This window comes from Yoonia sp. R78084, from assembly GCF_044595625.1.
GTDB lineage: Bacteria > Pseudomonadota > Alphaproteobacteria > Rhodobacterales > Rhodobacteraceae > Yoonia.
Window position 1 is genome coordinate 1,306,445 of record NZ_CP138993.1, and the last position, 16,447, is coordinate 1,322,891.

Here is a 16,447-nt window from a genome sequence, read left to right on the forward strand (position 1 = left end):
CGTCACCGCACCATGCGTTCAATAATCTGTTTGTTCAACGGCGGCCGTGGTTTCAATCCGGTTCTCATAGAGCCAGTCATAAAAAGCGTCCCAACCGGGACGGTCTTTCAGTTCGACAATCTTCGCGCGGTGCCATGCGCAGGCCTTGTCATGGAGAGGACCCAAGACCGGATCAGCCTTCAGCGCCGCAAGCAAAGGCCGCGCGCGATCCGCATGTGGGGCCATCGTGTGATCCTCCGCGCGGTTGACGTTCATATCCGACCAGTAATGTTCGGTCTGTTCGCGGGCGATATGGTTCGTGCGGCCACGATCACGCTTGACCAGAAAACTCTCGAGCGAGCGTACGGAATAATGGTTCAGCCGCGCGTATTTGTGGCTGAAGCCTTCCCATGCGCGCCACCCGATCTCGTCCATCGGTTTCAGGTTCCCGCCGCAATCGGACCACCGCACCTCGGCCTCTCGCCCGTTTGGAACGTTCTTGGGCCGATGAGGATTGAAGCGCCGGAACAACCCGTTGTTGCGAAACAGTGTTTTGAACCCGGTGGCGCGTCCGTTGGCAGGGTCATCTTCGATATCGGCCAGTGTAAACTGCTCCATGACAGGGCGGTCCTCATAAGGGCCGATGCCGCCACAGCCAAACAGTTTCCAGACAAATGAGACCGCATCGCAATCCCCGATCTTTGCCATCATCTGGTCAAGTGTCGTCAGCCCCTCACGCAGATTGATGAATTCATCCACATCAAGACACATCAACCAGTCTGCGTCGGTCACCCAAGGGTGGGTTGTGGCGCGCCGCAGCGCCTTGTGCTGCGGGGGTGATCCGTCTGAAACGTCATTGGGCCGGTGACTGCAATAGCCAAGCTCTTCCAGCCGTTGCAGCATCAGATCCGTGCCATCCTCGCAATCATTGGTGAAGACCACAAAACCTGTGAACCCGATCGCCAGATTATGGGCAATCCATTCAAGCAGGAACGGCCCCTCGTTTTTCATCGTGGACATGATGACATGGCTGCCGCCAAGGGCAGGGGGTGGCAGGGCCGCGGTATCTGTCATTCTGCGCGTTCTCTTTTGAGTTTGCGAAAGGCAGGCGTGACGCGTGCCGCGAGTTGGTCGTGCCCACGTGCTTGCAGGTTTGCAATCAACGCCTTGCGATACCACGGCAAAGCGCGTCGCGCGCGGATCATGTCGTAAAAGACCGCAGGTGTCAGCGTATCGTCAAAGGCGTGCTGCATCAGCGGCTTCAGCAAACCTGCGCGCCGCAAAAACACAGGCGAATAATGTCCTGAGCACCATGTCTTGAGAAGGATCAACCTGTCGCTCTCAAGCCGTTCGACATGCCGCCGGTCGGGGGTAAAGAATGGGTCATAGATGACATAAGCCTTCTTTACGTCGTCGATTTCAAAGGCGCAGTCGCTGTGGGGCAGGGACCAGTCACGTGCACGCCCCACGGCAAAGCGTTCCTCCCATGGCACCAGGGCCTCTTCAAGCGTGGTTTGCGGATTAAAGCTGATGACGGTTGCACCAGGCGACAATGACGCAAAGGCAAGCGCTGCAAAGCCGCCCATGGAAGTGCCTGTCAGAATCACCTTGTCGAAACCCGCGAAGAACCCGTCAGAGGACAGCTTTTGGAGATAGGTAATCAACTGTGGATCGCGGAACCAGTCCTTGCGGCGTGCCATGACGGACAGGTGCGAAAAACCGTTGTCATGGACGAATTTATAGGCCCATGGCTCGCGCTCGGCTGACATGTCATTGACGCTGGAAAGATTGTCGAATGTCACAACAAGACGGGCGGGATCTCGTTCAACGAATGACACCGCATGATTTTTCAGGCGGGTGTAGAACCCCTGCTTGTCGCCACTGGTATGGATTTCGGCAAACCAGCGGGGCAGCTTTGCTCCGCCCTCGGGTCGTGGGTCATCGTCTGCGATGCTGGTCTCATCGGTTTCGATAATCGGCTTGGACGGCTCCATTGTCTTGGCTGGGGCCTCACCATTCAGGGCCGCGATGACGGCCTGGAAATCAGGCGATGTGTTGCGCAGGTTTTCGCGGGTGGTGGTCTCCGCGTCGCACAATGCGGCCTGTGCCGCTGCCACGTCAGGTAAGGCCAACAGTGCAGATACTTCCGCGCTTGTTGCATCCGGGCGCATGTCCACTGTCCAGCGTCCGCCGGTGGACGCGGCCAAGGCTTCCAGCCGTGCTGTGTGAACCGCGACACTTGGGTGTTGCTTGGCGGGCAGGGCTTGCTGGTGGACGAGATAGGTCTCCACCGATGGCGCGGGAATTTTCAGAATTGATGCCTTGCTGCCGGCCTGGGCGGGACCGGTCGCGCCGGCAAGGCTTTGGGGGGCAGGGATCACACTGCCGTCACCATTAACCCAAACTGAGTCTGCGTCACCTTGCACCGGTCCGACGGGCCGTTCCGGTGTGCGTGATGCAAACAGGCCAAGCCGAGTTACACTGCGCTGTGTCCCCGTACCCGCAAGCGATATCGCGTGTTGCAGAAGTCCGCCCGGAATATGGGGCCGTTTCGGCGCAATCCCTGCAAGATGAACGGGCGCGCAGAGCACATCAGCATCACCGCAGGACTGCATCAGCGCAGGCAGGCTCTGTGACGGATCACTGATGCAGAAATACTCATCCGGTGCGAGGTAGAGCCCGTAACCGCCTGTCTCTGCCGCCTCTATGCAGGCCGCGCGGATGGCCGAATTGTGGATTTCTTCCTTGATGTCGGAATCAACGGACACAGGAACAATGTCGATCACGCCTGCCGCGGCAAGCGCATCCAGCAGAGGTTCTTTTCCATCCTGTCTGCGATCAACGTAAATTACCGTCTGTGTCACACCAAGAGTGCGGTGATAAGCAAGCCATTCCAGGAAGGCTGACGTGGGTTTCCACATGAAGGCGCTGAGCAACAGCCGCGGACCTACCCTCATGATATTGCGCCTCCTTCTTCCACTGCCCGGCGGTGGGAGTGCTTGTGAATATCGGCGTGAATGTATAGGCTTTGCGGTGGTTAGAAAAGGTTGATTTACGATGCCGCGGACAGGCCAAAGTCGGGGTTTCTTTATTGGCCTGAGGCGGGATCAATTGGGCGCGCGCCTTTTGATGGTGCTGAACAGCATGCGCCTTGCGGAAGACTATGAAACCGATTTTCGCATTAACTGGTTTCCGCGCGGTGCTGCGGCCCCCAAGCTGGACACGCCGCTTGATCTGTTCGATCCCGCGTTTATCGACCGGCACTTTATTGCGAATGATGATTTCGAAAAACTGTCCGCAATCACCAAGCCGATTGAGAGCTTCCGGCGCGATCCCGATCCGGGCAGATTGAACGCCCATCTTTCGAGTGGTGGTCACGTTCTGCTTGATGAAGGGTTCGAGATCGAAAGACTGCCTTTCGAGCAGGGAGAAGACCATCAGGACCGGTTTCGCGCCTTTATTGCGCGTATCGGGTTCAACGACACCGTCAAAGCCCATATGGCCGAGATCGAAAGTGCCATGGCCGCATTGCCCGGCCCGGTGTTTGCCTTTCACATCAGGCGCGGCGATATCCTGAACGAAGCCCCTTGGAAGCACAAGGAATGGCCCTCCAAGATTGAGCCTGACGAGCTTTATTCAGCTTATATCAAAAAGAATCCCGGTGCTGCCGCATTGGTGTTTTCCGATCAGGCCGAGAGCATTGCAGGGCTGATGGCCGCGCACCCGCAACTGCGTAGCATGGCCGATCTGGTGGACCTGTCACATTGCAAACCGGTGCAGCGCGATTTTCTCGAACTCTATGCGATGTCGCTTGCATCGCAGATTATCGCGCCACCCGTGAGTGCCTTCAGCCGCGCAGCGGCCCGTTTGAGTGGCCAAGAGCGTAAATGCTTTCACGAAGTGATGGATATCGCGGAAAGGGATGTCGCCTATGACAGCACGATTGACCGTTTCCACAAGGGCGTTTCCGCTTTCATCACGCCCAGCGAGGCGGCTCATATCTATGTAAAAGTGGCCCGCAGGTTGCAGGTGGCAGGGCGGGAAGAAGACGCATGGGAATTTGCGGACAAGATCCTGACGGCGGGTGCTGACAATGCATTTCTACCCCTGCTACAGGCAGCCAATTGCATCTACCTTAACAAGTGGGACGAGGCACTCGCACATGTGCAGACTGCCATTGAGGACCCCAATCAATGGCAGGAAAACTATGTCTCTGCCCTTGCCATCCGCGCGCATATTCTTGGTGCGCTTGGCAAGGCCGTGCAGGCGCGCAATTCCTTCCTGAAGGGCTTTTGGCAGAAACCGTCCCTGCCGGATGTTACAGTCATTGGCACGTTCATGATCCGCAGGCAGCGCTTGCGCCCCGGTGAGGCGCTGCCCTTTGACCGTGAAACTGTGATGGCGCTCCAGCTTGGCTATCAGCTTCACAACATTGTCTTGCAACAAAACAAGATCATTCGTGCGCGTGCGCTGGACCTGTCATCGATCGCGGTCGAATGGCCGTGGTTTGCGATTGATGGCAAAACGCAGAAAATGCTGAAGGCCAAACACGCGCTCAAGGCAATGCGCACAAAGCTTTTGGAAGGCGATCACGCTGTGCCGGGGGCGGGGCCCTTCAGTTTCTGTGCCTTGCTGGATGCGCGGATGGGCAAACTGGACCGCGCGCTGGAACGGAACACACAGGCGCTGGAACACGCGCCCGAGGATCAGCTTGTGCGCAAGCGGCAAGCGGAAATCCTGTTACTCAAAGCGGATTATGACGGCGCGCTGGCCCAGATGGAGAAGTGCATGGCATCGGGCCCAGACCATGCATTCTGGCATTTTCTGACCGGCGTCATCCACGAAGGGGCAGGGGATAGCGCCAGTGCGGGCCTGGCATTTGATCGGGCCACAGCTATGGATGAGACGACCGCGGAGCTTCACGCCTATGTCGCCGAATTCCATCGCAAGAACAACCATGAGACCGCTGCAATCGCAGCGCTTGATCGCGCGGCACGGATTGCGCCCAATCAAAAGCGCTACCAGAACCGGCGTGCACGCATTCTGCGGAAATCGCAGTGAACCGTCTGGAAGATCTGTGCATCGGGCCAATGTCGGGCCAAGGCCTAGTGCTCATTGAAAAATATTGATAGTGGGGTCCGCATGACACATTGCAGGATCTGCTAACAGTAAACCGATCGATTGAAGGACAGGTCATGCTTTGGATCCATATCGGGATGCCCAAGACAGGCTCAACCGCCTTGCAAGGCTATCTCCATAGCAATGCTGCTTTTCTGGCAACGCATAATATCCGGTATATGGCGACCGGCCGTGACCGGGGGACAGGCCGTGCGCGTCTGATTTGCCAAAACACGATGGCGATCGCAATGTCACGTGGCTGGGCCGAAGCACCAGCGGCCGAGGCTTTTGTCGAGGAATACCAGACACATGCGGAGCAGCACTGCATCCTCTCGAGCGAGATGTTTTTCGGGCGCGATCTCTCGCCTCTTTATGAGAGATACCTCAAGACGATCCCGACACCTGTCAAATTTGTCGTCTACATCAGGCGTTTCGATGAATTTATCGAGGCTGACTACAAACAGCGCGCAAAGAACGGTATGAGAACGGGCGGTGTAGACGCTTTTGTCGCCAACCGTCTGACCCAAATCCGGAACGATCCGGAGTACATGGATTTTTCCGTCATTTTTGACCGCATCCGCGCACAGGTGCCGGGGGCCGAGATTGTCCCGCGTTTGTATCTGCGCGACGAAATGACGGGCAATGATGTGATCTCGGACTTCGTGGGATTAATGGGTGTTCCGGTCGATGACGTGGTCTTGCCAGAGGGGGCCGCGAACAAATCACTCTCCCGTGTCGCAAGCGAGGCCCTGGGCCGTTTTGAGCGCGGCAATCCAGGTTTTGACAAAAAGGCGCGTCGGCAACTCGGGCGGTTGCTCCAGATAAGTGGTGATCCGCGCGTTTTTGGGCGCGATGACGTGCTGAATCCGGACGAGCGTGCATTGATCAATGACATGCTCGAAGCCCGAAACACCGCATTGCGCACGGCATTCTTTCCCGATCGCGACCGACTTTTTGGACCGGATACAAACGCCAACCTGGCCTTTCAGCGTGGCGATCCCGGTGAACAAGACGCGTATGATTATGCTGTCAGAAAACTGCATGAACTTGCCGAAAAGAAAGGCTGATTTCTGGATATGCAGCAGTACTTGCAAGGTGGCGCCACGACACCCACACTCCGGCGCGCAGAGCCGAGAACGGAGCCTTAGATGAAGCTTTATGACGTTGCCAGTCTTTGGGTTGGTCCCGAACTTACCTGGATGGAGCAGATGTGCCTTCTTTCTTTTGTGGAGAAAGGTCATCGCACAATTCTTTACGTCTATGACGAGGTGAAATCTGTCCCTGATGGTGTCGAAGTCCGCGATGCCAACGAAATCATGCCGTCGGATAAGATCATCTATCATGTCCATACCGGAAGTCCGGCGTTTCATTCCGACGTCTTCCGGCTCCGCATGCTTGAGCAAACCGACTTTTTGTGGATCGACACAGATGCGTATTGCTGGAAGCCCTTCGTCCGGCCCGACCACGGCTTCTTTTACGGCTGGGGGAGCGATACGCAGCGCAAGCTCTATTCGGGCGTCCTGGGATTGCCAAAAGGCTCGCAGACACTAAAGGCTATGCTCGCACTGACGAAGGATGAATATCCTGTTCCGCCATGGCTTGGGCCACGCGAACAAAACAGGCTCCAAGGCCTGAAAGATGCGGGCGAGGGCGTGCATATGTCAGAGATGCGTTGGGGTGTTTGCGGACCGGATGCTTTGCACCACTTTGCCAACGCCACCGGCGAAGTCGCACATGCTTTTGAGGGTGACGTGCTTTATCCCGTGCCATTTGCGTCCACGCGTTCGTTTCATCGGAGGCGGTTGCGAAAGGATGTCTACAGCCGGATCACCGAACAGACGTTATCGGTGCATTTCTACGGTCGTCGGTTTCGGAATATCTTTGCATTCACCCAAGGCATCCCACCTGAGGGGTCTTTTGCTGACGAGCTGTGCAAGAAGCACGGTTTGGATCCAACGCTGACGGGGCATCTATTCGTGCGGAAATCCAAGAATAGCAGTTAGCGCGGGATTGCGGCGATCTCACCATCCCGTAGGTATTTATATTACATAATACTGATTATGCGATTATTGGATAAAGCTGAAATCCCGCAATATCAACGCCCTATCCCTTGAGGTTCCGCAAGACCGTGCGTGTAGCCGCCATCACGGGATCATGGGTTTCTTTCAGGATCGCGATCCGGTCAAAGCGATCAGGGTCCTTGTTCACCGCTTCACGCAGCGCGGCACCGAAGGCCATACGCAATTCTGTGCCAATGTTGAATTTGCAGATATTTGTCGTCCGCGCCAAATGCCTGCGCTGGTCAACTGGCACGCCTGATCCGCCATGGATTACCAAAGGCACCGGTGTGACCGCCTGAATGGCTGCTATCCGCGCTTCATCGAGGCCCGCGTCTGTTTCCTGCTGAAGATGCACATTCCCGACCGAAATCGCCATCGCGTCGATGCCGGTCTCTGCTGCAAAAAGCGCGGCCTCGCTGGGGTCTGTTCCCGCTGAACTCTCACCGCCCGCATAGCCGACAAAGCCGATCTCGCCCTCGCAGGAAATTCCGGATTGCTGTGCAAGTTCAACGATTTGACGGGTTTCCTTGATGTTGTCTTTCAGCGGTTTTCGCGATCCGTCAAACATCAGCGACGTAAAGCCAGCATCCAATGCGGCGGAACAATCATCATATGTGTAACCATGATCGAGATGCGCTACGACCGGCACGCTGGCATTTTCGGCCAAATGACGGAACATCCTGCCCAGAACAGGCAAAGGCGTATGCGCCCGACACCCCGGCCCCGCCTGCAGGATGACCGCGCAATTCTCGGCCTCTGCTGCGGCAACAAAAGCGCACATGTCCTCCCAACCCAGACACACCAGACCGCCGACGGCATAGCCACCCCGCAACGCAGGCTGGAGCACATCTTTGAGCGTCGCAAGGGTCACTTGAATTTGGCAATCATGTCTTTGATGCCGGGGATCGTCTCGATCTGATCGGCATGGGAGGGTTGGAAATACTGGATCAGGCTGCGCTGTGACAGCCCGCCCAGAATGGTGAAGTAATACATCTGATAGCCTGGCAGAACTGCACAAGGATGATAGCCGCTATCAAGACAGATCGTCGATCCATCCACGATATGATAGGCATCGCCCGCCTTGCCGTCCTCGCGCTGGAGCATCTGTACGCCAGAGCCGTGGTTGGGCTTGAAACGGAAGTTGTAGGTCTCGTCGTGCCGTGTCTCAAGCGGCAGGCGGTCGGTGTCATGCTTGTGGGATGGAAAGCCCGACCAGCCGCCCTCGCCCACGGTGAAAAGCTCGGACACCAGCAAACGCCCGACCTTGTCATGGTACTTCGTGCCAAGGATGTGTTTGATTTTACGGTGCGTTTTGGTGTCGTCTGATCCGTATTGCACCAGATCGAGATCGTCCGCACGCACGGCAAAAGCATCCAGCACCTTGTCATAGCGTGCGCCGCACACGAAAACCTCGGCCGCGTCCGAGGTGCAGACCATTTGCGCCTTGGCGGCGGTGGGCACATAAACGCCCTCAGGCTCGCCATCCCAGACATCCTCGCCCCGATTGCCGATGCCGTCAGCCTTGAACCCTTCGATATCAATATCCACAGTTCCGGTCGCGGGCACGATGCAGGTCTCATACCCGGGCACGGCATATTCGAACGCCTGCCCCTTGGTCAGTTTCACGATGTTGAAATAGTTCAGCGGAACGGTCGGGTCATCCACATCAACGATCGGTTTGTTCTGGTTGTCATATGGCGGAATATGCATCGGCTTGTCCTTTATGCGTCGGTCGGACCGGGGTGTTCGGCCATGAACTTGGTTAATGTCGCTGTGTCCGGCATCGCAGGCGCGCAGCCCGGGCGGGAGACGGTGACAGAGGCACAGGCCGATCCACGCAGGAGCGCGCAGCGCAAATCCTGCCCCTCGGCCAGACCCGTGACCAGACCTGCCATAAAGCTATCCCCTGCCCCTGTGGGTTTCAGCGCCTCAACAGGCCAGATACCAGTGCGGATCTCATCGCCTGCGGCAAAGGTGATCGCGCCCTTTTCGCCCATCTTGTAGACCACAATCGTGGCGGTGCTAGCGGCCAGCGCGCGCGCTTTGGCAAGACCCTGGTTAATCCCGCCCGCCATAAAGCCGAATTCCTCATCATTGCCGACAATCATATCCGATTGGGCCGCAGCACGGCTGAGAACCTCTTCAGCGACCTGCGGTGACGGCCACGAATACGGGCGGTAGTCCACATCAAAGATGATCGGCAAGCCCGCAGCCTTGGCGCGCGCAAAGGCATCAAACGTCGCGCTGCGCGATGGTTCGGCGGCAAACACCGTACCGGCCGTAATCAGCGCACCGAATTTGGCATAATCCACGACGGCCACATCATCTGCATCCATCTGGAAATCGGCCGCACCATTGCGGTAGATGACATTGCGATGCCCCGCGACGCGGCTTTCGTAGAAGGCCAGAGAATTGCGGTATTCACCGCCCACGGGCGTCACATATTCGGTGCCAACGCCATAGCGTTTCAACTGCCCGATACAGTAACTGCCGATGCTGTCGTCGGAGACACGGGTGACAAGTGCGGCCTGCCCGCCCAGCTTGCAAATGCCAGCCGCGATATTGGCGGATGATCCGCCCAGCCCCACAGTGACGGTTTCCGCATCTTCGGTCGCCACGCCCGCATCGGTGAAAAGATCGATACCCGCGCGCCCGACGACGACGAAGTTATTGGCGCCTATGCCCTCAATCAGCCCCGCCATCACACACCGTTCCGTTGCTTGTGACGTGTCGCTTCCTGATCGAGATGGGCTTTGCGCACCTTGTCCGAGGTCGTCACATGCGGTGTGCCGACTTCCCACCATGTATGGCCTTGCGTCGTCCAGCCCTCATACGGGTCGACCTTCATCACGATCACATAGGTGTTTTTGGCCGCCTGCGCGCGCCCGAAGGCCGCCTCTAGTTCTGCGGGCGAACTGACGGTTTCGGCATCAGCCCCCATGGCCTTGGCATGGGCTTCGAAATCCACACCCACCTGCGCGGTCGCCGTCGGCGTATCCGCGATCAGGTTGTTGAAACTCTCGTTGCCCGTGTTGTTCTGCAGCTTGTTGATGACCGCAAAGCCACCGTTGTCCAGCACCATGACGATCAGCTTTTTCTCTGTCAGAACAGAGGAATAGATGTCGGAATTCATCAAAAGATAAGATCCATCACCGGTAAAGACGATGGTATCGCGCTCCGGCTCATTCTGGGATTGCGCAATCCGCGCGCCCCAACCGCCTGCGATTTCATAGCCCATGCAGGAGAACCCGAATTCCACATCAACCGTGCCGATATCCAGTGTTTTCCAGTTGGCCGTGACCTCGGCCGGCAAACCACCCGCCGCGGCAACAATGCGGTCGCGCGGATGACACAGGCGGTTCACCTCACCAATGGCCTGCGCGTAGGACGCAGGGCCGTTCCCTACCCGCGTATTCTCGGCCACATAGTCATTCCATTTCGCCCGCTCGGCCTGCGCGCGCTGCGTCCAGCTTTCAGGCGTGCGGTATGATGAGAGCGCCTGTTGCAGCGCCACCAAGCCCAGTCTCGCGTCACCCACAACCGTCGCCGACAAATGTTTGGCCGCGTCATGACGGGCGGCATTGAGGCCGATCAGTTTCGCATCATGCGCAAAGGCCGTCCATGATCCGGTTGTGAAATCCTGCAGGCGCGTACCGACGGCCAGGATCACATCCGCCTCTTCCGCGATTGTATTGGCGCTGTCCGATCCGGTCACCCCGATCGGCCCGATATTGAGCGGATGATCATGCACCAGATTGGCGCGCCCTGCGATGGTTTCCACGACCGGTATCCCCGTGGCCTCGGCAAAAGCGGTCAGTTCCGCCACTGCGCCGGAATACTGCACACCGCCCCCTGCAATGATCATCGGACGCTTGGCTGATTTCAGGAGGGCAACGGCATCAGCCACCTCTGCACTGTCAGGCATCTGGCGGCGTATACGGTGCACACGTTTGTCAAAGAAGCTGCGCGGATAATCATAGATCCAGCCCTGCACATCCTGCGGCAGGCCAAGAAACGCAGGCCCGCAATCCGCAGGGTCCAGCATGGTGGCGAGCGCCGCAGGCAGCGACTGGATCACCTGTGCGGGATGCGTGATCCTGTCCCAGTAACGGGTCACGGCCTTGAAAGCATCATTCACACCGAAGGTCGGATCGCCGAAATGCTCAAGCTGCTGCAAGACAGGGTCCGGCAGGCGGGTGATGAAGGTGTCGCCACAGAACATCAGCATGGGCAAACGGTTCGAGTGGGCAAGCGCGGCAGCGGTTAACAGGTTTGCCGTTCCGGGACCGGCGGATGCCGTGCAAAACATGAACCGGCGGCGCAAATTGGCCTTGGCATAGGCCGCAGCGGCAAAGCCCATCCCCTGCTCATTCTGCCCGCGATAGAGAGGCAGCGCGTCTTGTTCATTGTAAAGCGCCTCGCCCAGACAGGTGACGTTACCATGGCCGAAAATGCCTAAACCACCGCCGCAAATCCGGGTCTCGACCCCGTCGATGTCGATCCACTGATTGGCCAGATAACGCACAATGGCCTGCGCCGTTGTCAGCGTGACTGTTTCGGCGATGTGCCCCATGATCGTCCCCCTATCGGCGCATAAATCCTGCGTCGGTCGCGATTGTTTATTGACCAACCACCTGAAAGAACGTTACGCATTTTGCAACCGGTTGCAACCGGTTTCTGGGTAGGGGAGCGGACATGACAGAGATCGGTATCGGGATCATCGGCGGCGGCTACATGGGCAAGGCGCATGCGGCTGCCTACGCATCCGTTGGCGCAATTTTCGATACTGCCTTGCGGCCGCGTCTGGAAATGGTCTGCGCATCATCCGATGCCTCGGCTGACAGGTATCAAAAGGCCTTCGGCTTTGCGCGCGGCACAGCGGATTGGCGGGAGTTGGTGCATGATCCAAAGGTTGAAGCTGTCGTCATCGCCTCTCCGCAGGACACCCACCGCGACATTGCGCTTGCAGCTTTTGCCTTGGGCAAGCCCGTTTTCTGCGAAAAGCCGCTTGGGGCAACGCTGGCCGATTCTATCGCAATGACGGAAGCGGCCGATCAGGCAGGTGCCATCAACATGGTCGGGTTCAACTATATCCGCACCCCTGCGGCCCAATACGCGCGTCAACTGGTGGCGGATGGCCGCATCGGGGAAATCACATGGTTCCGCGGCGAACACACCGAGGATTTTTTCGCCGACCCCGCCCTGCCCGCCACGTGGCGTTGTCAGGGCATGGGCAACGGAACGATGGGCGATCTTGCCCCCCATATGATCAACGGCGCACGCGCGCTTATCGGGCCGATTACGGCCCTCTGCGCGCAGGTCGAAACCGTCCATGCCCAACGCGGCAACACAGCCGTCACCAACGATGATCAGGCACAGTTCATGTGCCGTTTTGAAAACGGCGCGCAGGGGCATCTGTTTTTCAGCCGCGTCGCGACGGGCCGCAAGATGGGCTATGCCTATGAGATCCACGGCACCAAGGGAGCGATCCGTTTTGATCAGGAAGACCAGAACGCCCTGCATCTTTACACCATGGAAGGTCCCGAGGCCGAACGGGGGTTTCGCAAGATCCTGACCGGCCCTGCCCATCCCGATTATCTGCCCTTTTGCCAAGGGCCCGGCCATGGCACCGGTTATCAGGACCAGATCATTATCGAGGCCAAGGATTTCCTGACAGCCATCGCCACCAAAACCAATATCTGGCCCACTTTTGCCGAAGGGCTTGAGGTCAATCGCGTCGTCACCGCCGCGATTGATTCAAGCGAAAGGCAAACCTGGGTCAACGTTTCAGACTATTAACCGAAAGACCTATGATATGATCAATATCGGCAATGCACCCTGTTCGTGGGGGATCGAATTCGCGTCCGATCCTTCCTATCCCACGTGGCAATCCGTGCTGCACCAATGCGCCAGTGCGGGCTATAAGGGGATCGAGCTCGGCCCCATCGGGTATATGCCCGAGGACCCAGCTCTGCTGCGCGAAGAGCTGGACAAGAACGACCTCAGCATCATTGGCGGTGTCGTTTTCCGCGCTTTCCACGATCCTGCGAAATGGGATGATGTGATGGACGCCTCTGTGCGGACCTGCAAGGCGCTGGTGGCCCACGGCGCGCAGCATCTGGTGTTGATCGACAGCATCTCGCCGCGTCGCGCACCCACAGCTGGTCGCGCCACCGAGGCCGAGCAGATGGACAAGGCCGAATGGACCGCCTTTCGCGACCGCCTGGCGACGATTGCGAGAATGGGCACCGAGGAGTACGGGCTAACGGTTGGTATTCACGCCCATGCGGCAGGTTTCATGGATTTCGAGCCAGAGCTGGAGCGGCTCTTGGATGAGGTCGATGAAAGCATCCTCAAAATCTGCTTTGATACAGGCCACCATTCCTATGCGGGTTTTGATCCGGTCGCCTTTATGAAGCGGCACATCGACCGCATCAGCTATATGCATTTCAAGGATATTGATCCGGTGGTGAAAGCGGATGTGGTCGCCAAGCGGACGGATTTCTACACGGCCTGCGGTCAGGGCATTTTCTGCAACCTCGGCCAGGGCGACGTGGACTTTCCTGCCGTGCGTCAGATCCTTCTGGATGCAGGATTTGAAGGCTGGTGCACCGTCGAGCAGGACTGCGACCCTGCCCTGCCCGGCACGCCGCTCGAGGATGCCGAAAGCAACCGCAAATATCTGGAATCCATTGGTTTCTAAACCTATCAGACGAAAGTTGACGACGATGACAAAACTCAAATGGGGCATGATCGGCGGCGGTGAAGGCAGCCAGATCGGACCGGCACACAGGTTGGGTGCAGGGCTGGACGGGCTTTTTGAATTCAGCGCGGGCGCGCTGGATCACCGGCCGGAATATGGCATTGATTACGGTCAGCGCCTTGGGCTTGGCGACCGCGCCTATGGCGGTTGGGAAGACATGCTGGAGGGTGAGCTGAAACGCGACGACCGCGTTGATCTGGTTACGGTTGCCACCCCCAATTCCACGCATTTCGCGATTACCAAGGCGTTCCTCGAAAACGGCTTTCATGTGCTGTGCGAAAAGCCCATGACGATGACCGTGGAAGAAGGCGAAGAGATCGTCGAGATCGCCAAGAAAACCGGCAATATCTGTGCTGTGAACTATGGCTACACGGGCTATTCGCTGGTGCGCCATATGCGGGCGATGATTGCGCGCGGTGACATCGGCAAGGTCCGTCTGGTCAACGCCGAATTTGCCCATGGCCACCACGCAGATGCGAGCGATGCGGATAACCCGCGCGTGCGTTGGCGCTATGATCCGGCACAGGCAGGTGTCTCGGCACAATTCGCAGATTGCGGTATCCACGCGTTGCATATGGCCAGTTTTGTGACCGGTCAGGAAGTGACGAAGCTCTCGGCGGACACAGTATCCTGCATTGATGTCCGCACGCTCGAAGACGACGCGATGGTGAATTTCCGCATGGATGGCGGCGCTGTGGGGCGGCTTTGGACCAGTTCCATTGCGATTGGCCGCCAGCACGGATTGGGGATTCAGGTTTTCGGTGAAACCGGCGGCCTGCGCTGGAGCCAGGAACAGCCCAACCAGCTTTATTACATGCCGCTGGGACAGCGCCTGCAGGTGATCGAACGGGGCGAGGCGAACCTGTCGCCCGAGGCCGACCGCACCAGTCGCGTGACCATCGGCCATGCCGAAGGGATGCCGCTGGCCTTTGCCAATATCTATGCTGATCTGGCCGAGGCGATCCGTGCGCGCAAGGAAGGCCGCATGATGGATCCGGCGGCGAACCTCTATCCGCGCGCGGAGGATGGATTGCGGTCGATGGCGGCGGTTTATGCTGTGGCCGAGTCCGGCAAAGCGGAGGGCGCTTGGCTGGATGCGCGACCACCGATGTTCCGGTAAGGTGGATTGAAATCCACCTTACGACAAGGGGCGCAGAGTGCCCCGCTCGACGATGGAACAGTCAAACAGCCGCGCCTCGGGGGCGCGGCTGTTGTCGTTCAAACTGGCCGCGATCACATCAATCGAGGCCGCAATAATCTGTGCAAAGGGGTTGTGGATCGTGGTGAGGTTGATGTTGGCCCACCCTGCCATTTCCATATCATTGAGCCCGATCACCCCGATATCCTCAGGTACCCGCAGTCCAGAAGACTGAATGGCGGAAAGCGCCCCGATTGACAGCACATCATCGCCACAGAAATAGGCCTCCGCCGGTGCGCCTGCCGCCAACAGCCGCAGCATTTCCGCGCGCCCTGCATCAAAGGAATAATTGCTGGCATAGCTGAACGAGAGATCAAGTCCGGAGGCCCTGATCACCTCTGCAAACCCTGCAAAACGGTCCTGTGTCGAGGTCGCCGTCGCAGGCCCGCCCAGAAATGCTATCCGCCGATAGCCGCGCTCAATCAGCGTCTTTGCCGCCAATCGCCCTGCGGCGATATTGTCGATCCCCAGCACGTTCACCTGCGGGTTCGCTATATGGCGCCCAAAGGAATGGACCACGGGCACACCCGCATCATGGAACCCTTCCGCAAAGCTGGCAGGCAGCGTCGATGAGGCAACGATCACCCCGTCCACCGAATAGGCCCGCAGCATGCGGATTGATGTCTCGGGGCGCACCTCATCGGTGAGATTGACCAGCAAAGGACGCAGGCCCCGCGCTTGCAGGCCTTTGGTGAACAGATCAAAGACTTCGAGAAAGACCGGATTGTGGAAGTTGTTCGACACTAGCCCGATCATCTTGGTTCGGCCCGTTGTGAGCGAAGACGCCAGCGCATTGGGGCTATAGCCCAAAGTTGCCGCGGCCTTTTCGACCTTGGCGCGTGTCTTGGCCGACACCGAGGCCCCAGCGGTAAAGGTGCGCGACACAGCGGACCGCGACACGCCCGCAAGCAACGCGACTTCCTTGAGCGTGATTGCCCCTCTAGCGGTCTCGCGTGGCATCTTTCTCCGCCTCTGCGGCCACAGCCGCCCAATCCGTCGTCGCGAATTTCCAGATGGCGATACCGCCAAGTGCCACAAACAACAGCGCCCAGAGCGGCGCGCCATTGGCGTATTCAACCATGGCCCACAGCAAGGGCAGAACGACGGTCACAACCCTGCGCCATACCGGCAAAAAGAACGGCACCCCGAGATCGAAGAACCCCGGTTTGGGTTGATCAGACCGCATGTGCGGGCATCCTTGCGAATTTCACAGAAAGCTCTTTCCGCACAGCGCGAACGTCCTGCGGTGTCATGACTTGTATGTTGAAACTCAGGTACATGCGTTGGGTCTTTTCTCCAGACTGTCCGGTACTTTATCTCCATACCCCT

Annotated in this window: 14 protein-coding genes; 6 read left to right on the plus strand and 8 right to left on the minus strand. The window is 58.1% G+C overall.

Going from position 1 to position 16,447, the window contains the following annotated elements:
* Positions 1-18 precede the first annotated feature (18 nt).
* Together SJY29_RS06780 and SJY29_RS06785 are read right to left on the minus strand one after the other, a co-directional pair.
* Complete coding sequence (locus SJY29_RS06780) at positions 19-1,053, minus strand: glycosyltransferase family 2 protein (protein WP_400088117.1); 1,035 nt, start codon at positions 1,051-1,053, stop codon at positions 19-21.
* Positions 1,050-2,936 (minus strand): glycosyltransferase family 2 protein, encoded by a 1,887-nt coding sequence (locus tag SJY29_RS06785; RefSeq protein ID WP_400088119.1) that lies wholly within the window; start codon positions 2,934-2,936, stop codon positions 1,050-1,052. The genes SJY29_RS06780 and SJY29_RS06785 overlap by 4 nt, the downstream gene beginning before the upstream one ends.
* 154 nt (positions 2,937-3,090) lie before the next feature.
* Between SJY29_RS06785 and SJY29_RS06790 the strand changes: the two genes are divergently transcribed.
* The 3 genes from SJY29_RS06790 (at position 3,091) to SJY29_RS06800 (ending at position 7,100) form a co-directional block, all read left to right on the plus strand.
* The gene (locus SJY29_RS06790; protein ID WP_400088121.1) at positions 3,091-5,040 is read left to right on the plus strand and encodes a hypothetical protein; all 1,950 of its coding nucleotides are present in this window, start codon (positions 3,091-3,093) and stop codon (positions 5,038-5,040) included.
* Positions 5,041-5,174: 134 nt separating this feature from the next.
* On the plus strand, positions 5,175-6,164 hold the full coding sequence (locus SJY29_RS06795) for a hypothetical protein (protein ID WP_400088123.1): 990 nt from the start codon (positions 5,175-5,177) through the stop codon (positions 6,162-6,164).
* Positions 6,165-6,245: 81 nt separating this feature from the next.
* A complete protein-coding gene (locus SJY29_RS06800; RefSeq protein WP_400088125.1) occupies positions 6,246-7,100 on the plus strand; it encodes a hypothetical protein in 855 nt (284 codons plus the stop codon).
* A 100-nt stretch (positions 7,101-7,200) separates the two neighbouring features.
* On the opposite strand, the gene SJY29_RS06805 is transcribed toward SJY29_RS06800, so the two are convergent.
* The 4 genes from SJY29_RS06805 to iolD are packed head-to-tail and all read right to left on the minus strand — an operon-like array spanning position 7,201 to position 11,730.
* The gene (locus tag SJY29_RS06805; protein ID WP_400088127.1) at positions 7,201-8,028 is read right to left on the minus strand and encodes a class II fructose-bisphosphate aldolase; all 828 of its coding nucleotides are present in this window, start codon (positions 8,026-8,028) and stop codon (positions 7,201-7,203) included.
* On the minus strand, positions 8,025-8,867 hold the full coding sequence (locus SJY29_RS06810) for a 5-deoxy-glucuronate isomerase (protein ID WP_400088129.1): 843 nt from the start codon (positions 8,865-8,867) through the stop codon (positions 8,025-8,027). The genes SJY29_RS06805 and SJY29_RS06810 overlap by 4 nt, the downstream gene beginning before the upstream one ends.
* Positions 8,868-8,878: 11 nt before the next feature.
* A complete protein-coding gene (gene iolC / locus SJY29_RS06815) occupies positions 8,879-9,859 on the minus strand; it encodes a 5-dehydro-2-deoxygluconokinase (RefSeq protein ID WP_400088131.1) in 981 nt (326 codons plus the stop codon).
* Entirely contained in the window at positions 9,859-11,730 is a 1,872-nt protein-coding gene (gene iolD / locus SJY29_RS06820; protein ID WP_400088133.1) for a 3D-(3,5/4)-trihydroxycyclohexane-1,2-dione acylhydrolase (decyclizing), read from the minus strand. Before iolD ends, iolC begins: the two co-directional genes overlap by 1 nt.
* 122 nt (positions 11,731-11,852) lie before the next feature.
* Between iolD and SJY29_RS06825 the strand changes: the two genes are divergently transcribed.
* From SJY29_RS06825 to SJY29_RS06835, 3 genes are read left to right on the plus strand one after another with little or no spacing between them, the layout of a single operon-like run.
* On the plus strand, positions 11,853-12,956 hold the full coding sequence (locus SJY29_RS06825; RefSeq protein WP_400088135.1) for a Gfo/Idh/MocA family protein: 1,104 nt from the start codon (positions 11,853-11,855) through the stop codon (positions 12,954-12,956).
* 16 nt (positions 12,957-12,972) lie between these two features.
* Positions 12,973-13,860, plus strand: coding sequence for a sugar phosphate isomerase/epimerase family protein (locus SJY29_RS06830; protein ID WP_400088136.1), 888 nt, complete (start codon positions 12,973-12,975; stop codon positions 13,858-13,860).
* Between the two features lie 25 nt (positions 13,861-13,885).
* Positions 13,886-15,040: a Gfo/Idh/MocA family protein gene (locus SJY29_RS06835; protein WP_400088138.1), complete on the plus strand. Its 1,155-nt coding sequence runs from the start codon at positions 13,886-13,888 to the stop codon at positions 15,038-15,040.
* A gap of 18 nt (positions 15,041-15,058) precedes the next feature.
* On the opposite strand, the gene SJY29_RS06840 is transcribed toward SJY29_RS06835, so the two are convergent.
* Both SJY29_RS06840 and SJY29_RS06845 read right to left on the minus strand, forming a co-directional pair.
* On the minus strand, positions 15,059-16,078 hold the full coding sequence (locus SJY29_RS06840; protein ID WP_400088140.1) for a LacI family DNA-binding transcriptional regulator: 1,020 nt from the start codon (positions 16,076-16,078) through the stop codon (positions 15,059-15,061).
* On the minus strand, positions 16,059-16,304 hold the full coding sequence (locus SJY29_RS06845) for a hypothetical protein (protein WP_400088142.1): 246 nt from the start codon (positions 16,302-16,304) through the stop codon (positions 16,059-16,061). Before SJY29_RS06845 ends, SJY29_RS06840 begins: the two co-directional genes overlap by 20 nt.
* Positions 16,305-16,447: the final 143 nt, after the last annotated feature.

Bases quoted from the DNA above. Each gene is read 5' to 3' on its own strand.
- iolD (WP_400088133.1), bottom strand. From the start codon at position 11,730: ATGGGGCACATCGCCGAAACAGTCACGCTGACAACGGCGCAGGCCATT.
- iolC (WP_400088131.1), bottom strand. From the start codon at position 9,859: ATGGCGGGGCTGATTGAGGGCATAGGCGCCAATAACTTCGTCGTCGTC.
- SJY29_RS06830 (WP_400088136.1), top strand. From the start codon at position 12,973: ATGATCAATATCGGCAATGCACCCTGTTCGTGGGGGATCGAATTCGCG.
- SJY29_RS06780 (WP_400088117.1), bottom strand. From the start codon at position 1,053: ATGACAGATACCGCGGCCCTGCCACCCCCTGCCCTTGGCGGCAGCCAT.
- SJY29_RS06810 (WP_400088129.1), bottom strand. From the start codon at position 8,867: ATGCATATTCCGCCATATGACAACCAGAACAAACCGATCGTTGATGTG.
- SJY29_RS06840 (WP_400088140.1), bottom strand. From the start codon at position 16,078: ATGCCACGCGAGACCGCTAGAGGGGCAATCACGCTCAAGGAAGTCGCG.
- SJY29_RS06835 (WP_400088138.1), top strand. From the start codon at position 13,886: ATGACAAAACTCAAATGGGGCATGATCGGCGGCGGTGAAGGCAGCCAG.
- SJY29_RS06800 (WP_400088125.1), top strand. From the start codon at position 6,246: ATGAAGCTTTATGACGTTGCCAGTCTTTGGGTTGGTCCCGAACTTACC.
- SJY29_RS06785 (WP_400088119.1), bottom strand. From the start codon at position 2,936: ATGAGGGTAGGTCCGCGGCTGTTGCTCAGCGCCTTCATGTGGAAACCC.
- SJY29_RS06795 (WP_400088123.1), top strand. From the start codon at position 5,175: ATGCTTTGGATCCATATCGGGATGCCCAAGACAGGCTCAACCGCCTTG.
- SJY29_RS06825 (WP_400088135.1), top strand. From the start codon at position 11,853: ATGACAGAGATCGGTATCGGGATCATCGGCGGCGGCTACATGGGCAAG.
- SJY29_RS06845 (WP_400088142.1), bottom strand. From the start codon at position 16,304: ATGCGGTCTGATCAACCCAAACCGGGGTTCTTCGATCTCGGGGTGCCG.